The sequence below is a fragment of the Luedemannella helvata genome (genome assembly GCF_039528415.1).
Taxonomy (GTDB): domain Bacteria; phylum Actinomycetota; class Actinomycetes; order Mycobacteriales; family Micromonosporaceae; genus Luedemannella; species Luedemannella helvata.
On sequence record NZ_BAAALS010000003.1, the window covers coordinates 292,597 to 312,913 of the forward strand.

Sequence of the window (20,317 nt, forward strand, 5' to 3'; positions counted from 1 at the left end):
TGACACGCACTGAGGAGGCATCGTGGAAGCCGAGGTCGTCATCGTCGGAGCCGGCCCGACCGGACTGCTGCTCGCCTACGAACTGGGGCTCGCCGGAGTGCCCGCGCTCGTGCTCGACAAGGCCGCGCGCCCGGACGAGCAACCCCGCGCCAACGGTCTCGTCGGCCAGATCACCCGCGTGCTCGCCTACCGGGGCCTGCTCGACGGGCTGCCCGTACCGCCCGTGGCCGTGCCCCGGTTCCCGTTCGGGCCATTGTCCCTGGAACTCGACCGGCTTCCCACCAGCCCGCTGCACGTGCTGCCGGTTCCCCAACGCCACCTGGAGGAGCTGCTGGGTGACGCGGCGATCCGGGTCGGGGCGACCGTCCGGCGGGGCCACGAGGTGACCGGCTTCGAGGAGACCGGCGACGCGGTCGTCGTCCGCGTCCAGGGTCCGGGTGACCAGTACCGGCTGACGACGGCGTACCTGGTCGGCTGCGACGGCGCGCGCAGCTTCGTGCGCAAGCACGCCGGCATCGCCTTCCCCGGGATCACCAGCGACGAGGTCGTCCGCATGGCGCGGGTGACCCTGCCGCCCGACGAGGTCGACATCGCCGACGGGACGCTGACGGCGCGCGGGGTGCGGCTGGCGCTGATGCGACCGAACCGCACCGCCACCGGCTCGCTCACCATCGCGCCCCAGGCGATGCTCGACCCGACCGCCGCCCCGGACGTGTACATCCTCGCCGTCGCCGAACCGTTGTCCGCGGACGTCCCGGACACCGTGACGCTCGATGAGCTGAGGGAAAGCGTCGGCCGCGTGCTCGGCACCGAACTGCCGATCACCGGCGCGCGCTGGCCGCGCGTCACCGTGGCCAACAGCAGGCAGGCGGCGGCCTACCGGTCCGGGCGGGTGTTGCTGGCCGGCGACGCCGCGCACGTCTTCTCCGCGGGCGGCGCCGCGCTCAACGCCGGGCTGCTGGACGCGGTCAACCTCGGCTGGAAGCTGGCCGCCGCCGCGCGCGGCACCGCCCCGGCCGGCCTGCTCGACACGTACCACGCCGAGCGGCACCCCGCCGGCCACCGGGCGATCCTGCACACCCGCGCGCAGGCCGCGCTGTCCGTCGCGGGCGACAACGCCGAGGCCCTGCGCGAGATCCTCGGCGAACTCCTGCGCCACCCGGGGCCGCTCGCGCACCTGGCGACGCTCATGGAGGGCGCCGGGGCCGGCGCGTGGGCACCCGACGCGCTGGCCGGGCCGGCGGCGGCGTACGCCAGGGAGCAGTTGCGCGTCGGCGGAACCCTGCTGGTAGACACGACCGAGGGTGCGGAACTCGGCGCGGTCGTAGGGCCGTGGCGGTCGCACCTCACCCTGGTCGAGGCGCCGGGGGCCGGGGTGTGCGCGCTCGTCCGCCCGGACGGCTACCTGGCCTGGACGGGGGAGACCGGCGAGGGCCTGCCCGAGGCCCTGGCTACCTGGACCGCGAGACGAGGGGCGGGCACGTGACCGAAACCGACGACCTGTGGCGGGCCGTGCACGCCTCGAAAGCCTGGCTGGACGGTCACAACGGCCGCGACCCGCACGAGGTCACCCTGCGCATCCTCAAGGTCATGGAGGAGTCCGGGGAGGTGGCCGCCGCCCGCATCGGCACGCTCGGCCAGAACCCCCGCAAGCGGATCCACCAGACCGACGAGGACACCGCCGCCGAACTCGCCGACGTGGTGATCACCGCCCTCGTGGCGATCGAGTCGCTCGGCCTGGACGCCCGCGAGACCGTCCTGACGTGTGCCAGGAAGGTGCTCTCCCGAATCTCGGCCACGTAGGCCCGCCTCAGCCGGGCAGGCGGATGCTCTGCGGGTGGCGGAAGAAGTCCGTCGGGTCGTACTCGCCCTTGACGGCCTGCAGGCGCGGGTAGTTGGCGCCGTAGTAGGCCCCGGCCCAGTCGAACAGGCCGGCGTCGGCGTAGTTCTGGTAGACCTCGCCGCTCAGGTGCGGCGCGAGCGCGTCGCGCAGCTCGTCGGTCCAGCGCAGGTTCGCCTCGGCCTCCTCGTCGCGTACCCACTGCGCGATGATCGAGATGTTGAACAGGCGGGACCTGTGCACGAACGCGGTCGCGTCCGGGGCCACCGCGCCGATCGCGCCCCCGCCGAGCAGGTCGAAGCGCAGCATCGAGTACCCCGACGGCATGCGCCGCGCCGCGTCCACGATGATTCCGAACGCCTCGTCGGAGAAGCCGCCGTCGGCGAAGTACCCGCCCCGCCAGGACAGCTGCAGCCCGTACATGATCTCGTTGCCGAGGGCGGTCTGCAGGTCGAGGTAGGACGTCGGGCCGAACGCGTCGAACAGCGGCGTGCCGACCGCGCGCAGCGGCGCCAGTTCCCGCTCGCCGTCTTCGACGGAGCCCACGTGCAGGCCGTAGGCCAGCAGGACCGGTTCCCCGTCCGGGTACGGGTCGGTGACGATCGCCAGGTAGATCGACAGGCGGTCCTCGTCGCGGCCGGTGTACAGGTCGCGGTACGCGCGCAGGACGTCCTCGGCGTCGTCGAGCGACCAGGCCATCACCCCGCCCAGCAGCGTCGGCGGCACCGGGTCCAGGCGGTAGGTCAGGCTCGTCACGACGCCGAACCCGGCGCCGCCCGCGCCGCGCAGCGCCCACAGCAGGTCGGGGTGCTCGTCCTCGGTGACGGTCAGCACCTCGCCGGCCGCGGTGACCAGTCGCGCCGCGAGGATGTGGTCGCAGCCCAGCCCGTACGTGCGGGACAGGAAGCCGTACCCGCCGCCCATGCTGTAGCCGGCGTTGCGTACGGTCGGGCACTCGCCGCCCGGCCCGGCCAGCCCGTGCTCGACGTACGTGACCTGGTCGAGTTCGCGCCAGCCGCAGCCCGCGCCGGCGACCACGGTCGCGGTGGCCGGGTCGAACGCGAGGTCCTTGAGCCCGCCCGTGTCGATGACCAGCCCGCCGTCCACAAGGGAGAAACCGGCCGCGTGGTGGCCGCCGCCGCGCACGGCCACGGCCAGCCCGGCCTCCCGGGCGAACCGAACGGCCGCCGCCACGTCGGCCTCGTCCGCGCACCGGGCGATCGCCGCGGGACGGGTACGGATCCGGTTGTTGAACAACACCCGGGCCCCCTCGTACGACGGGTCGTACGGCGTGACGATCGTGCCCGTGAAACCGGCACGCAGCGACGAAAGGTCGAGGGGCAACGGGACCTCCCAGGTGGATCAACAAAGTGCGTCCGTTCTACACCACCGTGGTCAACTCGGATGCGCGCGGGCCGGCCCCTCCGGCACACTGTCGCGGTGCTGATGACCCTGACCTCGACCGACACCGACGCCACGGACCTCGGGTACCTGCTGCACAAGCATCCCGACAAGGTCCAGACGTTCGACGTGTCGTCGGGCCGGGCCCACGTCTTCTATCCGGCGGCGGACGCCGACCGGTGCACGGTCGCGCTGCTGCTGGAGGTCGACCCGGTCGGGCTCGTGCGCGGCAAGGGCCGCACCGACGCGTTCGCGCTCGGGCAGTACGTCAACGACCGCCCGTACGCCGCGTCGTCGCTGTTCGCCGTGGCGCTCGGCCGGGTGTTCCGCACCGCCATGGCGGGCCGCTGCGACGCCCGCCCCGACCTCGCCGCCCGCGCCCTGCCGCTGGAGATCCACGTCCCGGCGCTGCCCTGCCGGGGCGGCCCCGAGGTGGCGCGGCGGCTGTTCGCCCCGCTGGGCTGGACGGTCACCGCCGCCCCCGTGCCGCTGGACGAGACCGTGCCGGCCTGGGGCGAGTCCCGCTACGTCGACCTGCGCCTGGCCGGCGAGGTGCGCCTCGCGGACGCGCTCAACCACCTGTACGTGCTGCTGCCCGTCCTCGACGACGCCAAGCACTACTGGGTGAGCCCCGACGAGGTCGACAAGCTGATCCGGGCCGGGGACGGCTGGCTGGCCGGCCACCCGGACCGCGAGCTGATCACCCGGCGGTACCTCGCCCGCCAGCGTCGCCTCGTGGCGCAGGCTGTCGCGCGGCTCGCCGAGGTCGACGACACCGAGCCGGAGGCGCTCGACTACGACGTCCCGGCCGACGGCGAGGGCGTGCCCGCCCGGCGTGTCCCGCTCGCGCAGGCGCGCCGCGACGGCGTACTCGAAGTTTTGAAGAAGGCCGGGGCCACGACGGTGCTGGACCTGGGCTGCGGAGAGGGAGCACTGGTCAAGGCCCTCGCCGAGGACCCCGCGTTCACGCGGGTCGTCGGGGTCGACGTGTCGCACCGGGCCCTGGAGGCCGCGAACTGGCGGCTGTGGAAGGGCCGGCTGCCCGACCGCGTCCGGGAGCGGGTCGAGCTGCGCCAGTCGTCGGCGACCTACCGCGACGCCCGCAACGCCGGCTTCGACGCGGCCGTCCTCATGGAGGTCATCGAGCACCTCGACCCGCCGCGGCTGCCGGCGCTGGAGCGGTCCGTCTTCGGCTACGCCCAGCCCGGCACGGTCGTCGTGACCACCCCCAACGTGGAGTACAACGTGCGCTATCCCGACCTGCCCGCCGGCGCCACGCGCCACCGCGACCACCGCTTCGAGTGGACCCGCGCGCAGTTCCGCGCCTGGGCGGACGCGGTCGCCACCCGGTACGGCTACACCGTGTCCTACCTGCCCATCGGCCCGGAGGACGAGGAACTCGGCCCGCCCACCCAGCTGGCCGTGTTCGCGCGTGGGGGTGCCGCGTGATCAAGCTTCCCGCGCTGTCCCTGGTGGTGCTCGTCGGCGTCTCCGGCTCGGGCAAGTCCACGTTCGCCGCCCGGCACTTCGGGCGCTTCGAGGTGATCTCCAGCGACTTCTGCCGGGGCCTGGTCGCCGACGACGAGAACGACCAGTCCGCGACGGTCGACGCGTTCGACGTGCTGCGCTACATCGCCGGCAAGCGCCTGGCCGCCGGCCGGCTCACGGTCGTCGACGCGACCAACGTGCAGCCCGAGGCCCGCCGCACGCTCATCGAGGTGGCCCGGGCCCACGACGTGCTGCCCGTGGCGATCGTCCTCGACGTGCCCGAGTCGGTGGCGGTCGCGCGCAACGCCGCCCGGCCCGACCGTGCCTTCGGTGCGCACGTCGTGCGCCGCCAGCGCGACCAGCTGCGCCGCTCGCTGCGCGGGCTGGCCCGGGAGGGCTTCCGGGCGGTCCACACGCTGCGCGGCGTCGAGGAGATCGACGCGGCGACGATCACGCGCGAGCCGCTGCTCACCGACAAGCGGCACGTCACCGGCCCGTTCGACGTGATCGGCGACGTGCACGGCTGCCGGTCCGAGCTGGAGGCCCTGCTCACCGCGCTGGGCTACGCCCTGGTGCGCGACCCGGCCGGCCGGCCCGTCGACGCCGTCCCGCCGGCCGGCCGCACGGCCGTGTTCCTCGGCGACCTCGTCGACCGCGGGCCGGACTCACCGGGCGTGCTGCGGCTGGCGATGGGCATGGTGTCCGCGGGCCACGCGCTCGCCGTGCCCGGCAACCACGAGAACAAGCTCGTACGCGCGCTGTCCGGCCGCAACGTGCAGGCCACGCACGGCCTGGCGGAGACGCTGGAGCAGCTCGCGGCGCAGCCCCCGGAGTTCCGCGCCACGGTCGAGGCGTTCTGCCGCGACCTCGTCTCGCACCTGGTGCTCGACGGCGGGCGGCTCGTGGTCGCGCACGCCGGCCTCAAGGAGGCCTACCACGGGCGCGCCTCCGGCCGGGTACGCAGCTTCGCCCTCTACGGCGACACGACGGGGGAGACCGACGAGTTCGGCCTGCCGGTGCGCTACCCGTGGGCGCGCGACTACCGGGGCGCCGCCATGGTCCTGTATGGACACACGCCCACGCCGGAGCCGGAGTGGGTCAACAACACCATGTGCCTGGACACCGGCTGCGTGTTCGGCGGCAAGCTCACCGCGCTGCGCTACCCCGAGCGCGAGCTCGTCTCCGTGCCCGCGGAGCGGGTCTGGTACGAGCCGGCGCGGCCGTTCCTGCGGCCGGCTGAGCGCGAGTCCGACCTGCTCGACATCGAGGACGTGCTCGGCAACCGGGGCGTGCAGACCGCCCACCTGGGCCGGATCACGGTCCGGGAGGAGCAGGCCGCCGGGGCGCTGGAGGTGATGAGCCGCTTCGCGCTCGACCCGCGCTGGCTGCCGTACCTGCCGCCGACCATGGCGCCGTGCGCCACCTCGGCGCTGCCCGACCTGCTGGAACACCCGGCGGAGGCGTTCGAGGCGTACCGGGCCGACGGGGTGTCGCGGGTGATCTGCGAGGAGAAGCACATGGGGTCGCGGGCGGTGGCCCTGGTGCGCCGCTCGCTGTCGGCTGCCGCGTCCCGGTTCGGCGAAACGGAGCTGGGCGCCGTCTACACCCGCACCGGCCGGTCCTTCTTCGCCCCGGCCCTGACGGAATCGCTGGTGGCGCGCGTCGGCGCGGCCGTCGAGAACGCCGGGCTGTGGGACGAACTGGGCACCGACTGGCTGCTGCTCGACTGCGAGCTGCTGCCCTGGTCGGCGAAGGCGGAGGACCTGCTGCGCCACCAGTACGCGGCCGTGGGCGCCGCCGCCCGCGCCGCCCTGCCGGCGGCCGTCGGCGCGCTGTCGGCGGCGTCGGCGCGCGGCCTCGACGTGACCGGGCTGCTCGCGCGCACGTCGTCGCGGGCCGCCAACGCGGAGGCGTTCACGCGGGCGTACCGGCGCTACTGCTGGCCGGTGTCGTCGCTCGACGGGGTGCTGCTGGCCCCGTTCCAGGTGCTCGCCGCCGAGGGGGCCACGTTCCATGACCGCGACCACGAGTGGCACCTGTCGGTGGCCGACCGGTTGGCGGCCGCCGACCCGGCGCTGATCCGGACCACCCGGCGGCTGGTCGTCGACGTGTCGGACGCCGCGTCGGTGCGCGCCGGCGTGGACTGGTGGACCGGGCTGACGGCCGACGGCGGCGAGGGCATGGTGGTCAAGCCGCTGGCCAACTTCGTGCGGGGCGCCAAGGCGCCGGTGCAGCCGGGCATCAAGGTGCGCGGGCGGGAGTACCTGCGCATCATCTACGGTCCCGACTACACCGAGCCGGCCAACCTGGACCGGCTGCGCCCGCGGCACCTGGGGCACAAGCGCTCCCTCGCGCTGCGCGAGTACGCCCTGGGTCTGGAGGCGCTGGACCGGTTCGCGAAGAATGAGCCGCTGTGGCGCGTCCACGAGGCGGTCTTCGCGATCCTCGCTATGGAGTCGGAACCGGTGGACCCCCGCCTGTGACGCCGCGCGCGGCTGTCCTTAGCGGGCCGCGACCTCCGCCGAGGGTTGCGTTTCGGTGGGGGTAGCGGGGTGGCGGGGGCGGAGCAGGCCCGCGCCCAGGGTCATGAGGACGCAGAGCGCCGTGACGACGCCGAACGAGATCGGCAGCGAGGTCACCTGCGCGATGCCGCCCACGATGCCGGGCGCCGCCATGCCCGCCCCGTACGAGATGGTGGCCACCCCGGCGATGGCCTGGCTGGGGTTGGTGCTCACGTTGCCGGCCGCCGCGAACACGAGCGGCACCACCACGGCGACGCCGAGGCCGATGAACAGGAAGCCCGCGATCGCCGGCACGGGGTGGCGGGACAGCGCCACGGTGGCCGCGCCCACGGTGGCGATCACGCCGCCGGCCCGTACGGTCGCGACCGGCCCGAACCGGCGGACGACGTGGTCGCCGACCAGCCGCGCGGCCGCCATGGCGAACGCGAACGCGGTCACCGCAGCCGCGGCCGTGCCCGCGCTGGTACCGACGACGGTCTTGAGATAGACCGCGGCCCAGTCGTTACCCGCGCCCTCGGCGAAGATCGCGCAGAACCCGACCAGGCCGACGAGGAGCACCGGCCGCGACGGCCGGGAGAACGCGGGGGCCTCCTCGCCGGGTAGCCGCTCGTTGATCAGATCCCGGCCGCCGATCCACCCGACGGCGATCAGGACGAGCGCGGCGATGCCGAAGTGCGCGCGTGCGTCGAGGTCGGCGTGCGCGGCGAGCACCCCGGCGCCCGACGCGACCAGCACGCCGACGCTCCACAGCCCGTGCAGGCTGGACATGATCGACCGGCCGTACCGCCGCTCGACCACCACGCCCTCGGCGTTCATGGCGACGTCGGCCATGCCCGCCGCCGCGCCGAAGACGTAGAGGGCGGCGAAGAGGGTGACCAGGTTGGGCGCGAGCGCCACCGGCACGACGGAAAGGCAGAACACCACCATGAGTACGCGCACGACAGCGCGGCTGCGGAAGCGGTGCGTGAGCCGGGCCGCCAGCGGCATCGTGGAGACGGCCCCGAGCGCGGGCGCGACGAGCGCGAGGCCCAGCTCACCCGCGCTGGCCCCCACGTGCTCGGCGATCCACGGCACCCGCGTGGCGAAGGTACCCACGACGGCGCCGTGCACGGCGAACGCGAGGGAGATGGCGACCCGCGAGCGGGCCAGCGACACGGCCTGGACAGTCAGCACCCCTGAACAGTAGTTCGCGGGACCGTGGCGGGCCGCCGGGCCGAGTCGCTAGGGACAGTTTCGTACCGAATTAACCACTGAATATGGTACGTAAGGCCCATCTGCACCCAGTGGGCGGGCAGGGGGACGCGGCGGGGTCATACTGTCGCTTGTGGACGTTGTTGCGCGGGTGCGCTCCGCTACGGGCATCGTGGCGCTGGTGGCCCTGGTGTTGGCCGGTGCCGGATGTTGGCTGCTGGCGGGGGCCGCGCCGGAGCTGGGCCGTCGCCACGTCGTCGTCGGCGGGCTGCCTGTCGACGAGGTTCACCCGGCCGGCGGCGGGCGCCACCCCGGGGTCGTGGTCGCGCACGGGTTCGCGGGCTCGGCGAAGCTCATGGCGCCGTTTGGCGACACGCTGGCGGCGCGCGGCTACGTGGTCGTCCTGCTCGACTTCTCCGGGCACGGCACCAACACGCGACCGCTGCCCGACGGCGACCGGTCGGCGGACGCGCTGGCCCGCGATCTGGACGTCGCGACCGCGCACCTGCGCGGGCTGCCGGACGTCGACCCGACCCGCATCGCGCTCGTCGGACACTCCATGGGCGCGGGCGCGGTCACCCGGTACGCGGCCGGGCATCCCGACATCGGGGCCACCGTGGCGATCTCGTTGCCGGACGCGTCCGAGGTCGCGCCCGAACGTCCCCGCCGCCTGCTCCTGCTGGTCGGCGGCCTGGAGTTCGCCGGCTTCCGGACCGCCGTCGCGCACGCCGTCGACGGCGCCGGACCCGGCCGCGCGAGCCTGACCGTGCCCGGGGTCGAGCACATCACCATCCTGTACGCCCCCCGAGCACACCGCGAGACGGTCACCTGGCTGGACGACAGCCTCGGCGGCCCGGCGGGCGGAGGTTCGCCACCAGCGCCGACCCGGCGCGCGGCCGGCGCCGGCCTGCTGCTGACCGCCCTCCTCATCGGCATCTACCCGGTCGCGCGCCTGGCGCTCGGCGTCCACCGGCCGTGGCCCACGCTCACCGTGCCGGTCATCGGCCGGTGCGCGGCCGTCGCGGCCGGGGCCGCGGTCGTCGCCCTGCCCCTCGCGGCGCTCGCGCCGGCCGCCCGCGTGCCGCTCGCCGTGGGCGGCTTCGTCGCCGGCTTCGCGGCGGCCAGCGGCGCCGCGCTGCTCGGCTACGCCCGCGTCCGGCGCGCCGGTCCGGACGAGGGCTCCGGCGGGGCCGGCGCGGGCCGGGTCGCCGTCGTCGCGCCCGTACTCGTCGCCTATGCGGCCCTGACCATCGCGGTGCCGCTGCATACCGGACTGACCAGCGCGGTGCCCGTCGGCCCCCGGTGGTGGCTGCTCGCCTGCGTGTGGGCGGCGCTGGCCCTGCTGGCCTTCGGCGCGGACCGGGTGGCGGACGGCAACGCGTTCGGGGTGCTGGTCGTGTCGGCGGTCGCGGTGTTCGCGCTCACCGTCGCGGCGGCCGTCGGGCTCGCGCCCGGGTTCCTGCTGCTCATCGTGCCGCTGCTGGCGATCCTGCTGCTGTGCCAGGCGGCCTGGGGCGCGGTGCTGCACCGGTCCGGCGCGCCGGCGTGGCTGGTCGCGCTCGTCGGGTCGCTGCTGGTGGCGTGGCCACTGGCGACCGCGCTGCCCCTCGTGGGTTGACGCTCAGGTCAGCTCGGCGGCCTTGCGGAGCAGGACGGCGCGCTCGCGTTCGTTGCGGCACAGCCGGGCGGCCAGCTCCAGCTCGGCGCGCGCCTCGGCGGTGCGGCCGAGCCGGGTGAGCAGTTCGCCGCGCACGCTGGGCAGCAGGTGCGAGCCGGCCAGCCGGTCGGTGGCGACCAGTTCGTCCACCATGGACAGCGCGGGCCCCGGTCCGGACGCCATCGCGACCGCGACGGCCCGGTTGAGGTCGACGACCGGCGACGGGGCCACCCGGCCGAGCGCCTCGTAGAGGAGCACGATGCGGGCCCAGTCGGTCTCCGCGACGGACGGGGCGGAGGCGTGACAGGCGGCGATGGCGGCCTGCAGCCCGTACGGGCCGAGGCCGCGGCCGAGCGCGGTCGCCCGGCCGAGCGCGGCCAGGCCGCGGCGGATCGCCGACCGGTCCCAGCGGCGGCGGTCCTGGTCCTCCAGGAGCACGGCCTCCCCGTCGGGTCCGGTGCGGGCGGGGAACCGGGCCGCCGTGAGTTCGCACAGGGCGAGCAGCCCGTACACCTCGGGTTCGGCCGGCAGCAGCTGGGCGAGCATCCGGGCCAGCCGGGTCGCCTCGTACGCGAGGTCCGGGCGCAGCAGCCGGTCGCCGGAGGTGGCCGTCGAACCCTCCGTGAAGATCACGTAGAGCACGCTCAGGACGCCGCCGAGCCGCCCGCGCCGCTCGTCGGCCGGCGGTACCTCGAACGGCACCCCCACCGCGGCGATCGTCTTCTTGGCCCGGGTGATGCGCGCCTGGACCGTCGGCACCGGGACCAGGAACGCGCGGGCGATCTCCTCGCTGGTCATGCCGGCGACCGTGCGCAGGGTCAGGGCCACCCGGGCCTCCGGGGAGAGCACCGGGTGGCAGGCCATGAACATGAGCGCCAGCACGTCGTCGTCGACCCGGTCGGGGTCCCACGGCAGGTCGTCCGCGCGGCTGGGCGGCGCCGCCGCGCCGGACGTCGCCTCGCCCTCCGCGAGCTGCCCGGCCATCATGGCGTACCGCTCGTCGAGGGCCGCCCGGCGACGGAAGCCGTCGATGGCGAGCCGCCGCGCGGTCGCCAGCAGCCAGCCCACCGGGCTGTCCGGGGCGCCGTCGCGCGACCAGGCCACGAGCGCCCTGGCCACGGCCTCCTGTGCCACGTCCTCGGCCAGCTCGAAGTCGCCGGTGTAGCGGGCGAGGGCGCCGACGATGCGGGGCGACTCGATGCGCCAGACGGCCTCGACGGCCCGCCGCGCCGACTCGGCACTCGGCGGGCCGTCCGTGACCGTGGTCATCAGAGCTGGCCGGTCAGCTCGCGCCACGCGCGCTCCCTGATGACGTACTCGTTGTCCTGCGGGAACTCGTCGATGGTCGGCACGCGGCGGATCTCGCACTTCGTGCCGGGGAAGCCGGGCATCCGCTTGGCCCACTCGACGGCCTCCTCCTTGGAGGCGACGTCGAGCAGGTAGAAGCCGCCGAACAGCTCCTTCGTCTCGCCGTAGGGGCCGTCCGTGACCACGGGCGTCTCGCCGCTGAAGTCGACCACCACGCCCTGCGCCGGGTCGTCGAGGCCCTCGGCCGCGACGAGGACGCCGGCGCGGATCAGCTCGTCGTTGAAGCGGCCCATCGTCTCGAGCATGTCCTCGAACGGGGTCTCCGCCATCTTCGCCAGCGCCTCGTCCGTGCCCCGCATGATCAGCATGTACTTCGCCATCTCGGCCTCCTGGTGCGTCGGGTCGTCCTTCGACCCTCTCACTCCAAGGACGAACGGGTTGCGCGCGCGTCGACACGGGCGCGGAAAAATCTTGTGCCCTCCCGGGCGCGCTGGGTGAGCACGACGAACCCGAGCACGACCAGCGCCGACGCGATCGAGGCCGGGGTGACGAGTTCGCCGAGCAGCAGCGCGGACCAGGCGAGGGTGAGCACCGGCTGGGTGAGCTGGAGCTGGCCGACCCGGGCGATGCCGCCGCGCGCGAGGCCCGCGTACCAGGCGAAGAACCCCAGGAACATCGAGATCCCGGTGACGTACCCGAACGCCGCCCAGCCGGCCGCGTCGGCGCGCGGCGGATGGATCGCGGCGGCGACCAGCGTGATCGGCAGGGTCGCCGGCAGCGCGACCAGCAGCGCCCAGCAGATCGTGGCCGCGCCGCCCAGGTCGCGGGCGAGCGCGCCGCCCTCGGCGTAGCCCAGCCCGCACAGCACGACGGCCGCGAGCAGGAACAGGTCGGCCACCGTCAGCGCGCCCCGCACGGTGCCACTGGTCATCAGGAACGCGAGGACGGCCAGCAGCCCGCCCGCGCTGGCGACCCAGAACAGCAGGGACGGCCGCTCGCCGGCCCGCAGCACCGCGAAGATGGCCGTCATGGCGGGCAGCACGGCGACCACGACCGCGCCGTGCGCGGCGGTCTGGGTGGTCAGCGCCAGGGAGGTGAACAAGGGGAACCCGACGACGACGCCGAGCGCGACGACCGGCAGGCGCCGCCACTGGGCGCGGGTCGGCCGGCGGGCCCGGGTGAGCCACAGGTACCCGCCGGCCAGCAGCGCCGCGCCCACGGCCCGGCCGAACGCGACGAACCACGGGTCGAGCTGCTGCACGGCGACGCGGGTGGCCGGCATCGTCATGCTGAACGCGAGGACCCCCAGCGCGCCGAGGACGAGCCCGACCGTTACCGTCCCGCGCTCAGTAGCGTTACTCTTGTCTCTCATGAATGACGGTAACGCAGCCGATCGCGTTATCCAAGATCTATCCCGCCTGGCGGCCGCGGCGGAGCCCGGCGCGCGACTGCCCTCCGTACGCGAGCTGTCCGCCCGCCACCGCGCGTCGCCCGTGACGGTCGCGGAGGCCATCCGTCAGCTGGTCGGACAGGGCCTCGTCGAGGCGCGTCCGGGCAGGGGCACCTTCGTGGCCGCCCGGCCCGCCGAGCGGCACGCCCCCGACCTGTCGTGGCAGACGGTCGCGCTCGGCGCCGCGAGGTCGGGCGAGGAGGACATGCAGGCGTTACTCGCGATACCGCCGGCGGGCGCCCTCGCGCTCACCGGCGGGTATCTCGACCCGGACCTGCAGCCGGCCGCCGCCCTCGGGGCGGCGCTCGCCCGCGCGGCCCGCCAGCCCGCCTCCTGGCAGCGCGGGCCGACCGAGGGCCGCGAGGACCTGCGCGCCTGGTTCGCCCGCGAGGCCGGGACGGCGCTACGCGCCGACGACCTGGTGATCTGTCCGGGCGGGCAGGCCGCGCTGGCGTCCGTGCTGCGCGCGCTCGGCGAGCCCGGCGACACCCTGCTCGTCGAGTCGCCGACGTACCTGGGCGCGCTCGCCGCCGGGCGGGCAGCCGGCCTGCGCGTCGTGCCCGTACCCACGGACGCCGACGGCGTACTGCCTGACCAACTTGCCGCCGCCTTCGCGCGGACCCGGGCCCGGCTGTTCTACTGCCAACCGCTGTACGCCAACCCGACCGGCGCGACGCTCGCGCCCGGCCGGCGCGCCGAGGTCGCCGGGGTCGTCCGCGCGGCCGGGGCGTTCCTCATCGAGGACGACTACGCGCGCGACCTCACCCTCGACGGCGAGGCCCCGCCGCCGCTGGCCGCCGACGACCCGGACGGTCACGTCGTCTACCTGCGCTCGCTCACCAAGTCCACCGCGCCCGGCCTGCGCATCGCCGCCGTCGGCGCGCGCGGCCCGGCCGGCGCCCGGCTGCGCGCCGCCCGGCTGCTGGACGACTTCTATGTGGCCGGCCCGCTGCAACAGGCCACAGTGGAGTTCGTCACCGCCCCGGCCTGGCCGAGGCACCTGCGCGCGCTGCGCGCCGCGCTGCGGGCCCGGCGCGAGGCCCTGCTCGCCGCGCTGCGCCGCCAGCTGCCGGCGTCGTGCCCGAGCGCGATCCCGCGCGGCGGACTGCACCTGTGGGCACCCCTGCCCGAGGGCACGGACGACGTGGCACTGGCCGCCGCGGCCGCCGCCGAGGGCGTCATCGTCTTCCCCGGCCGCCCCTGGTACGCCGCCGAACCCCCGGCCCCGCACCTGCGCCTGACCTACGCGGCCACCCCGCCGGAGCGCATGGCGGAGGCGGTGGCCCGCCTCGCCGCCGCCCTCGGCAAGCAGTCCGCAGACCGTGCCCGCTAGCTGTGGCGGCGCAGGAGGGGGAGGAAGGCGTGCAGGCGGTCGGCCAGCGCGAAGCGGCGGCCGGCGTAGCGCGGCCGGCGGTTCGCCCAGTCGGCGACGCAGGCGAACAGGACGTCCGGGTCCAGGCCCAGATCGTTGGGGTGTTCGTCGACGTACTCGTCCAGCGCGTCGGCGGCGAGCGCGCTGATCTGGGCCGTGGCGCCGAGGCGGTGCGCGCTCGCCTCCAGGTAGCTGCCCAGGCGCAGCACATGGGGATCGTTGAATGGGCCGGTCAGGCCCTCCTCTGCCACGGCGGCGGCGTCGGTCAACAGGTCAACGGCGGTCGGCACGACCCACCTCCCTCGTCAGCTGCGGCGGCGACGTCCGTGGCCGCCGCAGCTGACATACCCACCCGTACCGTGATCACACCCGCAGGCGGGGGAGGACCTGTTCGGCGTAACGGTCCATGAAGGACCGTTGGTCCGGGCCGGGCGCGTGGAAGACCAGGTGGGTGAAGCCCATGTCGAGGTACTCGCGGACGCGCGCCGCGTGCTCGTCCGGGTCGCTGGACACGATCCAGCGTGACGCCGTGCGCTCGATCGGCAGCGCGTCGGCCAGGCGCTCCATCTCGATCGGGTCCTCCACGCCGACCTTCTCCTCGGCCGACAGGGCCAGCGCACCCCAGTAGTGGGTGTCCGCGCGCGCCCGTTCCAGGTCGGGGTCGAAGGACACCTTGACCTCGATGGTCAGGTCGAGGTCGGCCGTGCTGCGGCCGACCTTCGCGGCGCCCTCGGCGACCGCCGGCAGCAGCGTCTCCGTGTACAGCTCGCGGCCCTTGCCGCTGGTGCAGATGAAGCCGTCGCCCACCCGGCCGGCCAGCCGCGCCGCGACCGCGCCGCCGCCGGCGATGTAGAGCCCCACGGGCTGCTCCGGCCGGTCGTAGATCGTGGCGTCCGTGACGGAGTAGTACGTGCCGTTGAACGTGATCCGCTCGTCCGACCAGAGCAGCTTGATCAGCTCGACCGCCTCGCGCAGCCGGGCCAGCCGCTCCTTGGCCTCCGGCCAGTGCGCGCCCAGCGGCGCCTCGTTGAGGGACTCGCCCGAGCCGACGCCCAGGATCACCCGGCCGGGCGCCAGGCAGCCGAGCGTGGCGAAGGCCTGGGCGATGACGGCGGGGTGGTAGCGGAAGGTCGGGGTCAGCACGCTCGTGCCGACCGCGACGCGCTCGGTGGCGTTGACCAGGGCGCCCAGCCACGGCAGCGCGGCGGGCGCGTGGCCGCCGTGGTGGCGCCACGGCTGCAGGTGGTCGCTGATGAAGACGGAGTCGAAGCCCACCCGCTCCGCGTGCACCGCGAAGTCGAGCAGCTCCCGAGGGGCGAACTGTTCCGCTGAGGCCTTGTATCCGAACCTGATCACGAATCAACTCTAGTCCTGGGTGCGGCCCTCCGGGTTGGCCACGGGATGTTGCGGGTACGTGAATCCTTCTCCTGGCAGGTACTCCCTGGGGCGGGTGTTTCGCACAATGAGGTATGTCAATGCTGACGGAGAGAACATGACCGTCATCCCGCAGTCGTATCCGATGTGGCTGGCACAGATCGTCGACGGCGAGGTCCAGGTCGGATTCATTGTCGCCTGGACGGTCGCCGACCAGCCCGCGTCCGTCCGCGACGCCGACCAGGTCGCCCAGCCCATCGTTACGTTCACCGATGACAACTGCTACGCCTGGGGGACGATGCCGGCCTCCCGCACGGCGCCCCGGTTCATCTGCGACAACCGCATCGCGGCCACCGAGGCCGCCGACACGTGGCTCATGCAGCGCCGGCTGGGCGGGCGGGGACACGCGTCCCTCGCGGCGACCGGCCCGGCCCAGCTCGACGGCAGTCCCGCCGCGCCGAACCCGATCGAGTCGGGCCCGCCGGCCACCCCCTCCATCGTGGCGGAGGTGACTCAGCCCAACTCCTCGTCCACGTAGCACCAGCGCCAGCGCTCGCCCGGCTCGAACGAGCGGATCACCGGGTGTGCCTCGGCGTTCGCGTGCGCCGTCGCGTGCTTGCGCGGCGACGAGTCGCAGCAGCCCACGCGCCCGCAGGTCAGGCACAGCCGCAGGTGCACCCAGTCCTTACGGCCCTCGGCGAGGCAGCCCTGGCACCCCTCGGTCGACTGCGGCTGCGCGTCCTGCGCCGCCGCCAAGTGCTCACAGCTCATGCCGATCCCTCCGCTGCGCTCATTCTTCCTCGGTCCGCTCCAGCATCGATTCCTCGAGGTCCAGCTCGCGCTGGGCGCGGACCAGGACCTCCTCGGGAATGCGCCCGTCGTCGCGCGCTCTGCGGAACACGTCCCGTTCCGCCTCCAACATGATCCGCCGCAGTCGAACGTACGCGCCTGACGGGGTCTCCCGGTTGGTGCCCAGCCGCTCCCAGGCGGTGTTGGTCCGCTGCTCGGCCAGGCCACGCAGGCGCTGTACCACGTACTCCGGGGCGCTGTCCGCGTGCTCCTCCAGCTTAACCAGCGCGGCCCGGCTGGCGGCCTGCTGCACGGTCGCCTCGGCCAGCACGTCCTGGGTACGGTCGTCGGGCGGGATGCGGAGCGCCCGCGCCATGGCCGGCAGCGTCATCCCCTGCAGCACGAGGGTCACCATGATCACCGCGAAGGCCAACCACACGAAAAGATCACGAGGGTACGGCGCGCCGCCGGCCAGCGCGGTCGGCAGCGCCAGGGCGGTCGCGAGGGTGACCACGCCCCGCATGCCCGCCCAGGACAGCAGCGTGGGCACCCGCCAGCTGGGCGCCGGGTCGCGCCGACGCACCCCGGTGACCAGCCGGGCCAGGTACGTCGCCGGGTACATCCACGCGAAGCGGGTCAGCACGACCGTGAGCAGGACCGCGACGGTCACCCCCACGGCGGTGCCCACCGGCGTGTGCAGCGCGGCGAGCACCTCGCGCAGCTGCAGGCCCACCAGGAGGAAGACCAGGCCCTCCAGCAGGAACTTCACGACACGCCAGAACGCGCCCATCTGCAGCCGCGACGCCGCCGACATGAGCGTGGTCAGCCGGTGGCCCAGGTAGAGGCCCGTGACGACGACCGCGACCACCGCCGAGGCGTGCAGCCGCTCGGCCACGGCCGCCACGATGAAGGGCGCGAGCACGGAGATGGTGTTGTCCAGCAGCGGGTCCTTGGTGCGCCGGTGCAGGTACCCGGTGACGACCGCGCCGATCGCGCCGACCAGGACGCCGCCGCCCGCCGAGAGCAGCACCTCCTTGGAGACCGCCAGCGGCCCGACGGCCGTGCCGATCGCGGCCGCGACGGTCACCTTGAACAGCACGAGGGCGGTGGCGTCGTTGAGCAGGCTCTCGCCCTCGAGGATGGTGACCAGCCGGCGCGGCAGGCCGATGCGCCGGGCCACCGCCGTCGCCGCGATCGCGTCGGGTGGCGCGACGACCGCGCCCAGCGCGAGGCAGATCGCCAGCGGCACGTCCGGCAACAGCAGATGGGTGACCACGCCCACGATGACCGCCGTGAAGATCACCAGGCCGACCGCGAGCAGCAGGATCGGCCGCAGATTCACCCGGAAGGCGGGCACGGAGGTCTCCAACGCCGCCACGTAGAGCAGCGGCGGCAGCACACCGACCAGGACGAACTCCGGTTCGATGTGGATCTCGGGGAAGCCCGGCACGAATGACAGCCCCAGACCCACCACGACAAGAGCGATGGGCGCGAGTACGCCGTACCGGCGGGAGGCGGCGGACACCGCCGCCACGATCGCCGTCAACCCCACGATCACGAGCAGCCCAGTCACGCCGACGAGCCTAGCCAAGGTCGACGCGGCGCCACGGTCGCGGGCACGGCAGAATGCATGAGTTCAATCGGCTACGAGAAACGGTGGACAAGGGTCGTGACGGTCTCCATTGAGCGGCGCATCGCGGACGAGCTCGGGGTACGGGACGGGCAGGTGCGGGCGGCCGTCGAGCTGCTGGACGGCGGGGCCACGGTGCCGTTCATCGCCCGGTACCGCAAGGAGGTCACCGGCACCCTCGACGACACCCAGCTGCGCACCCTGGAGGAGCGGCTGCGCTACCTGCGGGAGCTGGAGGAGCGCCGGGCCGCCATCCTGGAGTCCATCGCCAGCCAGGGCAAGCTCGACGACGCGCTGCGCGCCCAGATCCTGGAGGCCGACTCCAAGGCCCGCCTTGAGGACATCTACCTGCCGTACAAGCCCAAGCGGCGGACCAAGGCGCAGATCGCCCGCGAGGCCGGCCTGGAACCGCTGGCCGACGTCCTGCTGACCGACCCGTCCGGCGAGCCGCTCGTCGTCGCCGAGCCGTTCGTCGACGCGTCGCGCGGGGTGGCGGACGCGGCGGCGGCGCTCGACGGGGCGCGCGCCATCCTGGTGGAGCGCTTCGCCGAGGACGCCGACCTCATCGGCGAGCTGCGCGAGCTCCTGTGGAACCGCGGCTGCCTGGTCGCCAAGGTGCGCGAGGGCCGCGAGGAGGCTGGCGCCAAGTTCTCCGACTACTTCGACACGTCCGAGCCGTTCACCAGCCTGCCGGCCCACCGGGTCCTGGCCATCTTCCGGGGCGAGAAGGAGGAGCACCTCGACGTCTCCGTCGATCCCACCCCCGAGGGCGCGGACGGGCCCACGGTCTACGAGGTCCGCATCGCGGCCCGCTTCGGCATCGCCGACCGCGGTCGCCCGGGCGACCTGTGGTTGCTGTCCGCGGTGCGCTGGGCCTGGCGTACCCGCATCGTGGTGCACCTGGGCGTCGACGTGCGCGGCCGCCTGTGGCAGGCCGCCGAGGACGAGGCCGTGCGCGTCTTCGCGGCGAACCTCAAGGACCTGCTGCTGGCCGCCCCGGCGGGCACCCGGCCCACGATGGGCCTCGACCCGGGCTTCCGCACCGGCGTGAAGGTCGCCGTCGTCGACGCCACCGGCAAGGTCGTCGCCACCGACACCATCTACCCGCACGTGCCCGCGCGCCGCTGGGACGAGTCGCTGGCCACGCTGGCCCGGCTCGCCGCCGCGCACAAGGTCGAGCTGGTCGCGATCGGCAACGGCACCGCGTCGCGGGAGACCGACAAGCTGGCCGCGGACCTGATCGCGAAGTTCCCGCAGCTCGGACTCACCAAGGTCATGGTCTCGGAGGCGGGCGCGTCGGTCTACTCCGCGTCGGCGTACGCGGCGCAGGAGCTGCCCTCCCTCGACGTGTCGCTGCGCGGCGCCGTGTCCATCGCGCGGCGCCTGCAGGACCCGCTCGCCGAGCTGGTGAAGATCGACCCCAAGTCGATCGGCGTCGGGCAGTACCAGCACGACGTCTCCGAGGCCAAGCTGTCCCGCTCGCTCGACGCGGTCGTCGAGGACGCCGTGAACGGCGTCGGTGTGGACGTCAACACCGCCTCCGCGCCGCTGCTCTCCCGGGTCTCCGGCATCACCACCGGGCTGGCCGAGAACATCGTGGCCCACCGCGACGCCAACGGCCCGTTCCGGTCCCGCCGCGCCCTGACCGGCGTGCCGCGCCTGGGGCCCAAGGCGTTCGAGCAGTGCGCGGGCTTCCTGCGTATCCCGGACGGCGACGACCCGCTCGACGCGTCCAGCGTGCACCCCGAGGCGTACCCGGTGGTCCGGCGCATCCTGTCCACCACGGGCGGCGACCTCAAGGCGCTCATCGGCAACACCGCCACGCTGCGCAAGATCAGGCCGGCCGAGTTCGTCGACGACACGTTCGGCCTGCCGACCGTGACGGACATCCTCGCCGAGCTGGAGAAGCCCGGCCGCGATCCGCGCCCGGCGTTCCAGACGGCGACGTTCGCCGACGGCGTCGAGAAGGTCAGCGACCTGGTTCCCGGCATGGTGCTCGAGGGCGTGGTCACCAACGTGGCCGCCTTCGGCGCGTTCGTCGACGTGGGCGTGCACCAGGACGGCCTGGTCCACGTCTCGGCCATGTCCCACAACTTCGTGAAGGATCCGCGCGAGATCGTCAAGCCCGGGGACATCGTGAAGGTCAAGGTCCTTGAGGTGGACGTCCCCCGCAACCGCATCGGCCTCACCCTGCGCCTGGACGACGAGCCGGGCCGGGCCGCGGGCCCGGCCCGCGGCGGAGCGGGCCGTGACAGCGCCGCCCGGCCCGGTCCGGGCGGCGTCGGCGCCGCTCGG

At 74.3% G+C, this 20,317-nt stretch carries 17 protein-coding genes; 8 read left to right on the forward strand and 9 right to left on the reverse strand.

Annotated elements, in window-relative coordinates:
* Nucleotides 1-22: 22 nt before the first annotated feature.
* On the forward strand, nucleotides 23-1,486 hold the full coding sequence (locus ABD191_RS04915) for an FAD-dependent monooxygenase (RefSeq protein WP_344077267.1): 1,464 nt from the start codon (nucleotides 23-25) through the stop codon (nucleotides 1,484-1,486).
* Nucleotides 1,483-1,803, forward strand: a complete 321-nt coding sequence (locus ABD191_RS04920) for a MazG-like family protein (RefSeq protein ID WP_344077269.1) — start codon at nucleotides 1,483-1,485, stop codon at nucleotides 1,801-1,803. Before ABD191_RS04915 ends, ABD191_RS04920 begins: the two co-directional genes overlap by 4 nt.
* Nucleotides 1,804-1,810: 7 nt before the next feature.
* Here ABD191_RS04920 and ABD191_RS04925 read toward each other — a convergent pair whose 3' ends face one another.
* A complete protein-coding gene (locus ABD191_RS04925; protein ID WP_344077271.1) occupies nucleotides 1,811-3,184 on the reverse strand; it encodes an FAD-binding oxidoreductase in 1,374 nt (457 codons plus the stop codon).
* Nucleotides 3,185-3,280: 96 nt separating this feature from the next.
* On the opposite strand from ABD191_RS04925, the gene ABD191_RS04930 reads away from it, so the two are divergent.
* Both ABD191_RS04930 and ABD191_RS04935 read left to right on the forward strand, forming a co-directional pair.
* A complete protein-coding gene (locus tag ABD191_RS04930) occupies nucleotides 3,281-4,690 on the forward strand; it encodes a 3' terminal RNA ribose 2'-O-methyltransferase Hen1 (RefSeq protein WP_344077274.1) in 1,410 nt (469 codons plus the stop codon).
* On the forward strand, nucleotides 4,687-7,212 hold the full coding sequence (locus ABD191_RS04935) for a polynucleotide kinase-phosphatase (RefSeq protein WP_344077276.1): 2,526 nt from the start codon (nucleotides 4,687-4,689) through the stop codon (nucleotides 7,210-7,212). The genes ABD191_RS04930 and ABD191_RS04935 overlap by 4 nt, the downstream gene beginning before the upstream one ends.
* Before the next feature lie 18 nt (nucleotides 7,213-7,230).
* Here ABD191_RS04935 and ABD191_RS04940 read toward each other — a convergent pair whose 3' ends face one another.
* Nucleotides 7,231-8,424 carry an MFS transporter gene (locus ABD191_RS04940; RefSeq protein WP_344077278.1) on the reverse strand — a complete coding sequence of 398 codons (1,194 nt, stop codon included), beginning with the start codon at nucleotides 8,422-8,424 and terminating at the stop codon, nucleotides 7,231-7,233.
* Between the two features lie 151 nt (nucleotides 8,425-8,575).
* Between ABD191_RS04940 and ABD191_RS04945 the strand changes: the two genes are divergently transcribed.
* The gene (locus ABD191_RS04945; RefSeq protein WP_344077280.1) at nucleotides 8,576-10,060 is read left to right on the forward strand and encodes an alpha/beta hydrolase; all 1,485 of its coding nucleotides are present in this window, start codon (nucleotides 8,576-8,578) and stop codon (nucleotides 10,058-10,060) included.
* Nucleotides 10,061-10,063: 3 nt separating this feature from the next.
* On the opposite strand, the gene ABD191_RS04950 is transcribed toward ABD191_RS04945, so the two are convergent.
* Genes ABD191_RS04950 through ABD191_RS04960 form a run of 3 tightly spaced genes read right to left on the reverse strand, consistent with a single transcriptional unit; the run spans nucleotide 10,064 to nucleotide 12,779 of the window.
* Nucleotides 10,064-11,368: an RNA polymerase sigma factor gene (locus tag ABD191_RS04950; protein WP_344077313.1), complete on the reverse strand. Its 1,305-nt coding sequence runs from the start codon at nucleotides 11,366-11,368 to the stop codon at nucleotides 10,064-10,066.
* Nucleotides 11,368-11,787, reverse strand: coding sequence for a YciI family protein (locus ABD191_RS04955; protein WP_344077282.1), 420 nt, complete (start codon nucleotides 11,785-11,787; stop codon nucleotides 11,368-11,370). Before ABD191_RS04955 ends, ABD191_RS04950 begins: the two co-directional genes overlap by 1 nt.
* Before the next feature lie 38 nt (nucleotides 11,788-11,825).
* Nucleotides 11,826-12,779: a DMT family transporter gene (locus ABD191_RS04960; protein ID WP_344077285.1), complete on the reverse strand. Its 954-nt coding sequence runs from the start codon at nucleotides 12,777-12,779 to the stop codon at nucleotides 11,826-11,828.
* On the opposite strand from ABD191_RS04960, the gene ABD191_RS04965 reads away from it, so the two are divergent.
* Complete coding sequence (locus tag ABD191_RS04965; RefSeq protein WP_344077287.1) at nucleotides 12,778-14,190, forward strand: aminotransferase-like domain-containing protein; 1,413 nt, start codon at nucleotides 12,778-12,780, stop codon at nucleotides 14,188-14,190. The two genes, ABD191_RS04960 and ABD191_RS04965, sit on opposite strands and share 2 nt — an antisense overlap.
* On the opposite strand, the gene ABD191_RS04970 is transcribed toward ABD191_RS04965, so the two are convergent.
* Both ABD191_RS04970 and fgd read right to left on the reverse strand, forming a co-directional pair.
* Nucleotides 14,187-14,519 (reverse strand): hypothetical protein, encoded by a 333-nt coding sequence (locus tag ABD191_RS04970; RefSeq protein WP_344077289.1) that lies wholly within the window; start codon nucleotides 14,517-14,519, stop codon nucleotides 14,187-14,189. The genes ABD191_RS04965 and ABD191_RS04970 overlap by 4 nt on opposite strands.
* A 73-nt stretch (nucleotides 14,520-14,592) precedes the next feature.
* Complete coding sequence (fgd, locus tag ABD191_RS04975; RefSeq protein ID WP_344077291.1) at nucleotides 14,593-15,585, reverse strand: glucose-6-phosphate dehydrogenase (coenzyme-F420); 993 nt, start codon at nucleotides 15,583-15,585, stop codon at nucleotides 14,593-14,595.
* Nucleotides 15,586-15,721: 136 nt separating this feature from the next.
* Here fgd and ABD191_RS04980 point away from each other — a divergent pair, with 136 nt between their 5' ends.
* Nucleotides 15,722-16,141, forward strand: coding sequence for a hypothetical protein (locus ABD191_RS04980; protein WP_344077293.1), 420 nt, complete (start codon nucleotides 15,722-15,724; stop codon nucleotides 16,139-16,141).
* Here the strand turns inward: ABD191_RS04980 and ABD191_RS04985 are convergent.
* Nucleotides 16,117-16,374 (reverse strand): UBP-type zinc finger domain-containing protein, encoded by a 258-nt coding sequence (locus ABD191_RS04985; RefSeq protein WP_344077295.1) that lies wholly within the window; start codon nucleotides 16,372-16,374, stop codon nucleotides 16,117-16,119. The two genes, ABD191_RS04980 and ABD191_RS04985, sit on opposite strands and share 25 nt — an antisense overlap.
* A gap of 19 nt (nucleotides 16,375-16,393) precedes the next feature.
* Entirely contained in the window at nucleotides 16,394-17,965 is a 1,572-nt protein-coding gene (locus ABD191_RS04990) for a Na+/H+ antiporter (RefSeq protein WP_344077297.1), read from the reverse strand.
* Between the two features lie 57 nt (nucleotides 17,966-18,022).
* Between ABD191_RS04990 and ABD191_RS04995 the strand changes: the two genes are divergently transcribed.
* On the forward strand, nucleotides 18,023-20,317 hold a 2,295-nt coding region (locus ABD191_RS04995), incomplete at its 3' end, for a Tex family protein (RefSeq protein WP_344077299.1).

What these genes read in the sequence shown, in the direction of transcription:
- ABD191_RS04950 (WP_344077313.1), bottom strand. Translation starts at nt 11,368, where the DNA reads ATGACCACGGTCACGGACGGCCCGCCGAGTGCCGAGTCGGCGCGGCGG.
- ABD191_RS04955 (WP_344077282.1), bottom strand. Translation starts at nt 11,787, where the DNA reads ATGGCGAAGTACATGCTGATCATGCGGGGCACGGACGAGGCGCTGGCG.
- ABD191_RS04965 (WP_344077287.1), top strand. Translation starts at nt 12,778, where the DNA reads ATGAATGACGGTAACGCAGCCGATCGCGTTATCCAAGATCTATCCCGC.
- ABD191_RS04960 (WP_344077285.1), bottom strand. Translation starts at nt 12,779, where the DNA reads ATGAGAGACAAGAGTAACGCTACTGAGCGCGGGACGGTAACGGTCGGG.
- ABD191_RS04980 (WP_344077293.1), top strand. Translation starts at nt 15,722, where the DNA reads ATGACCGTCATCCCGCAGTCGTATCCGATGTGGCTGGCACAGATCGTC.
- ABD191_RS04985 (WP_344077295.1), bottom strand. Translation starts at nt 16,374, where the DNA reads ATGAGCTGTGAGCACTTGGCGGCGGCGCAGGACGCGCAGCCGCAGTCG.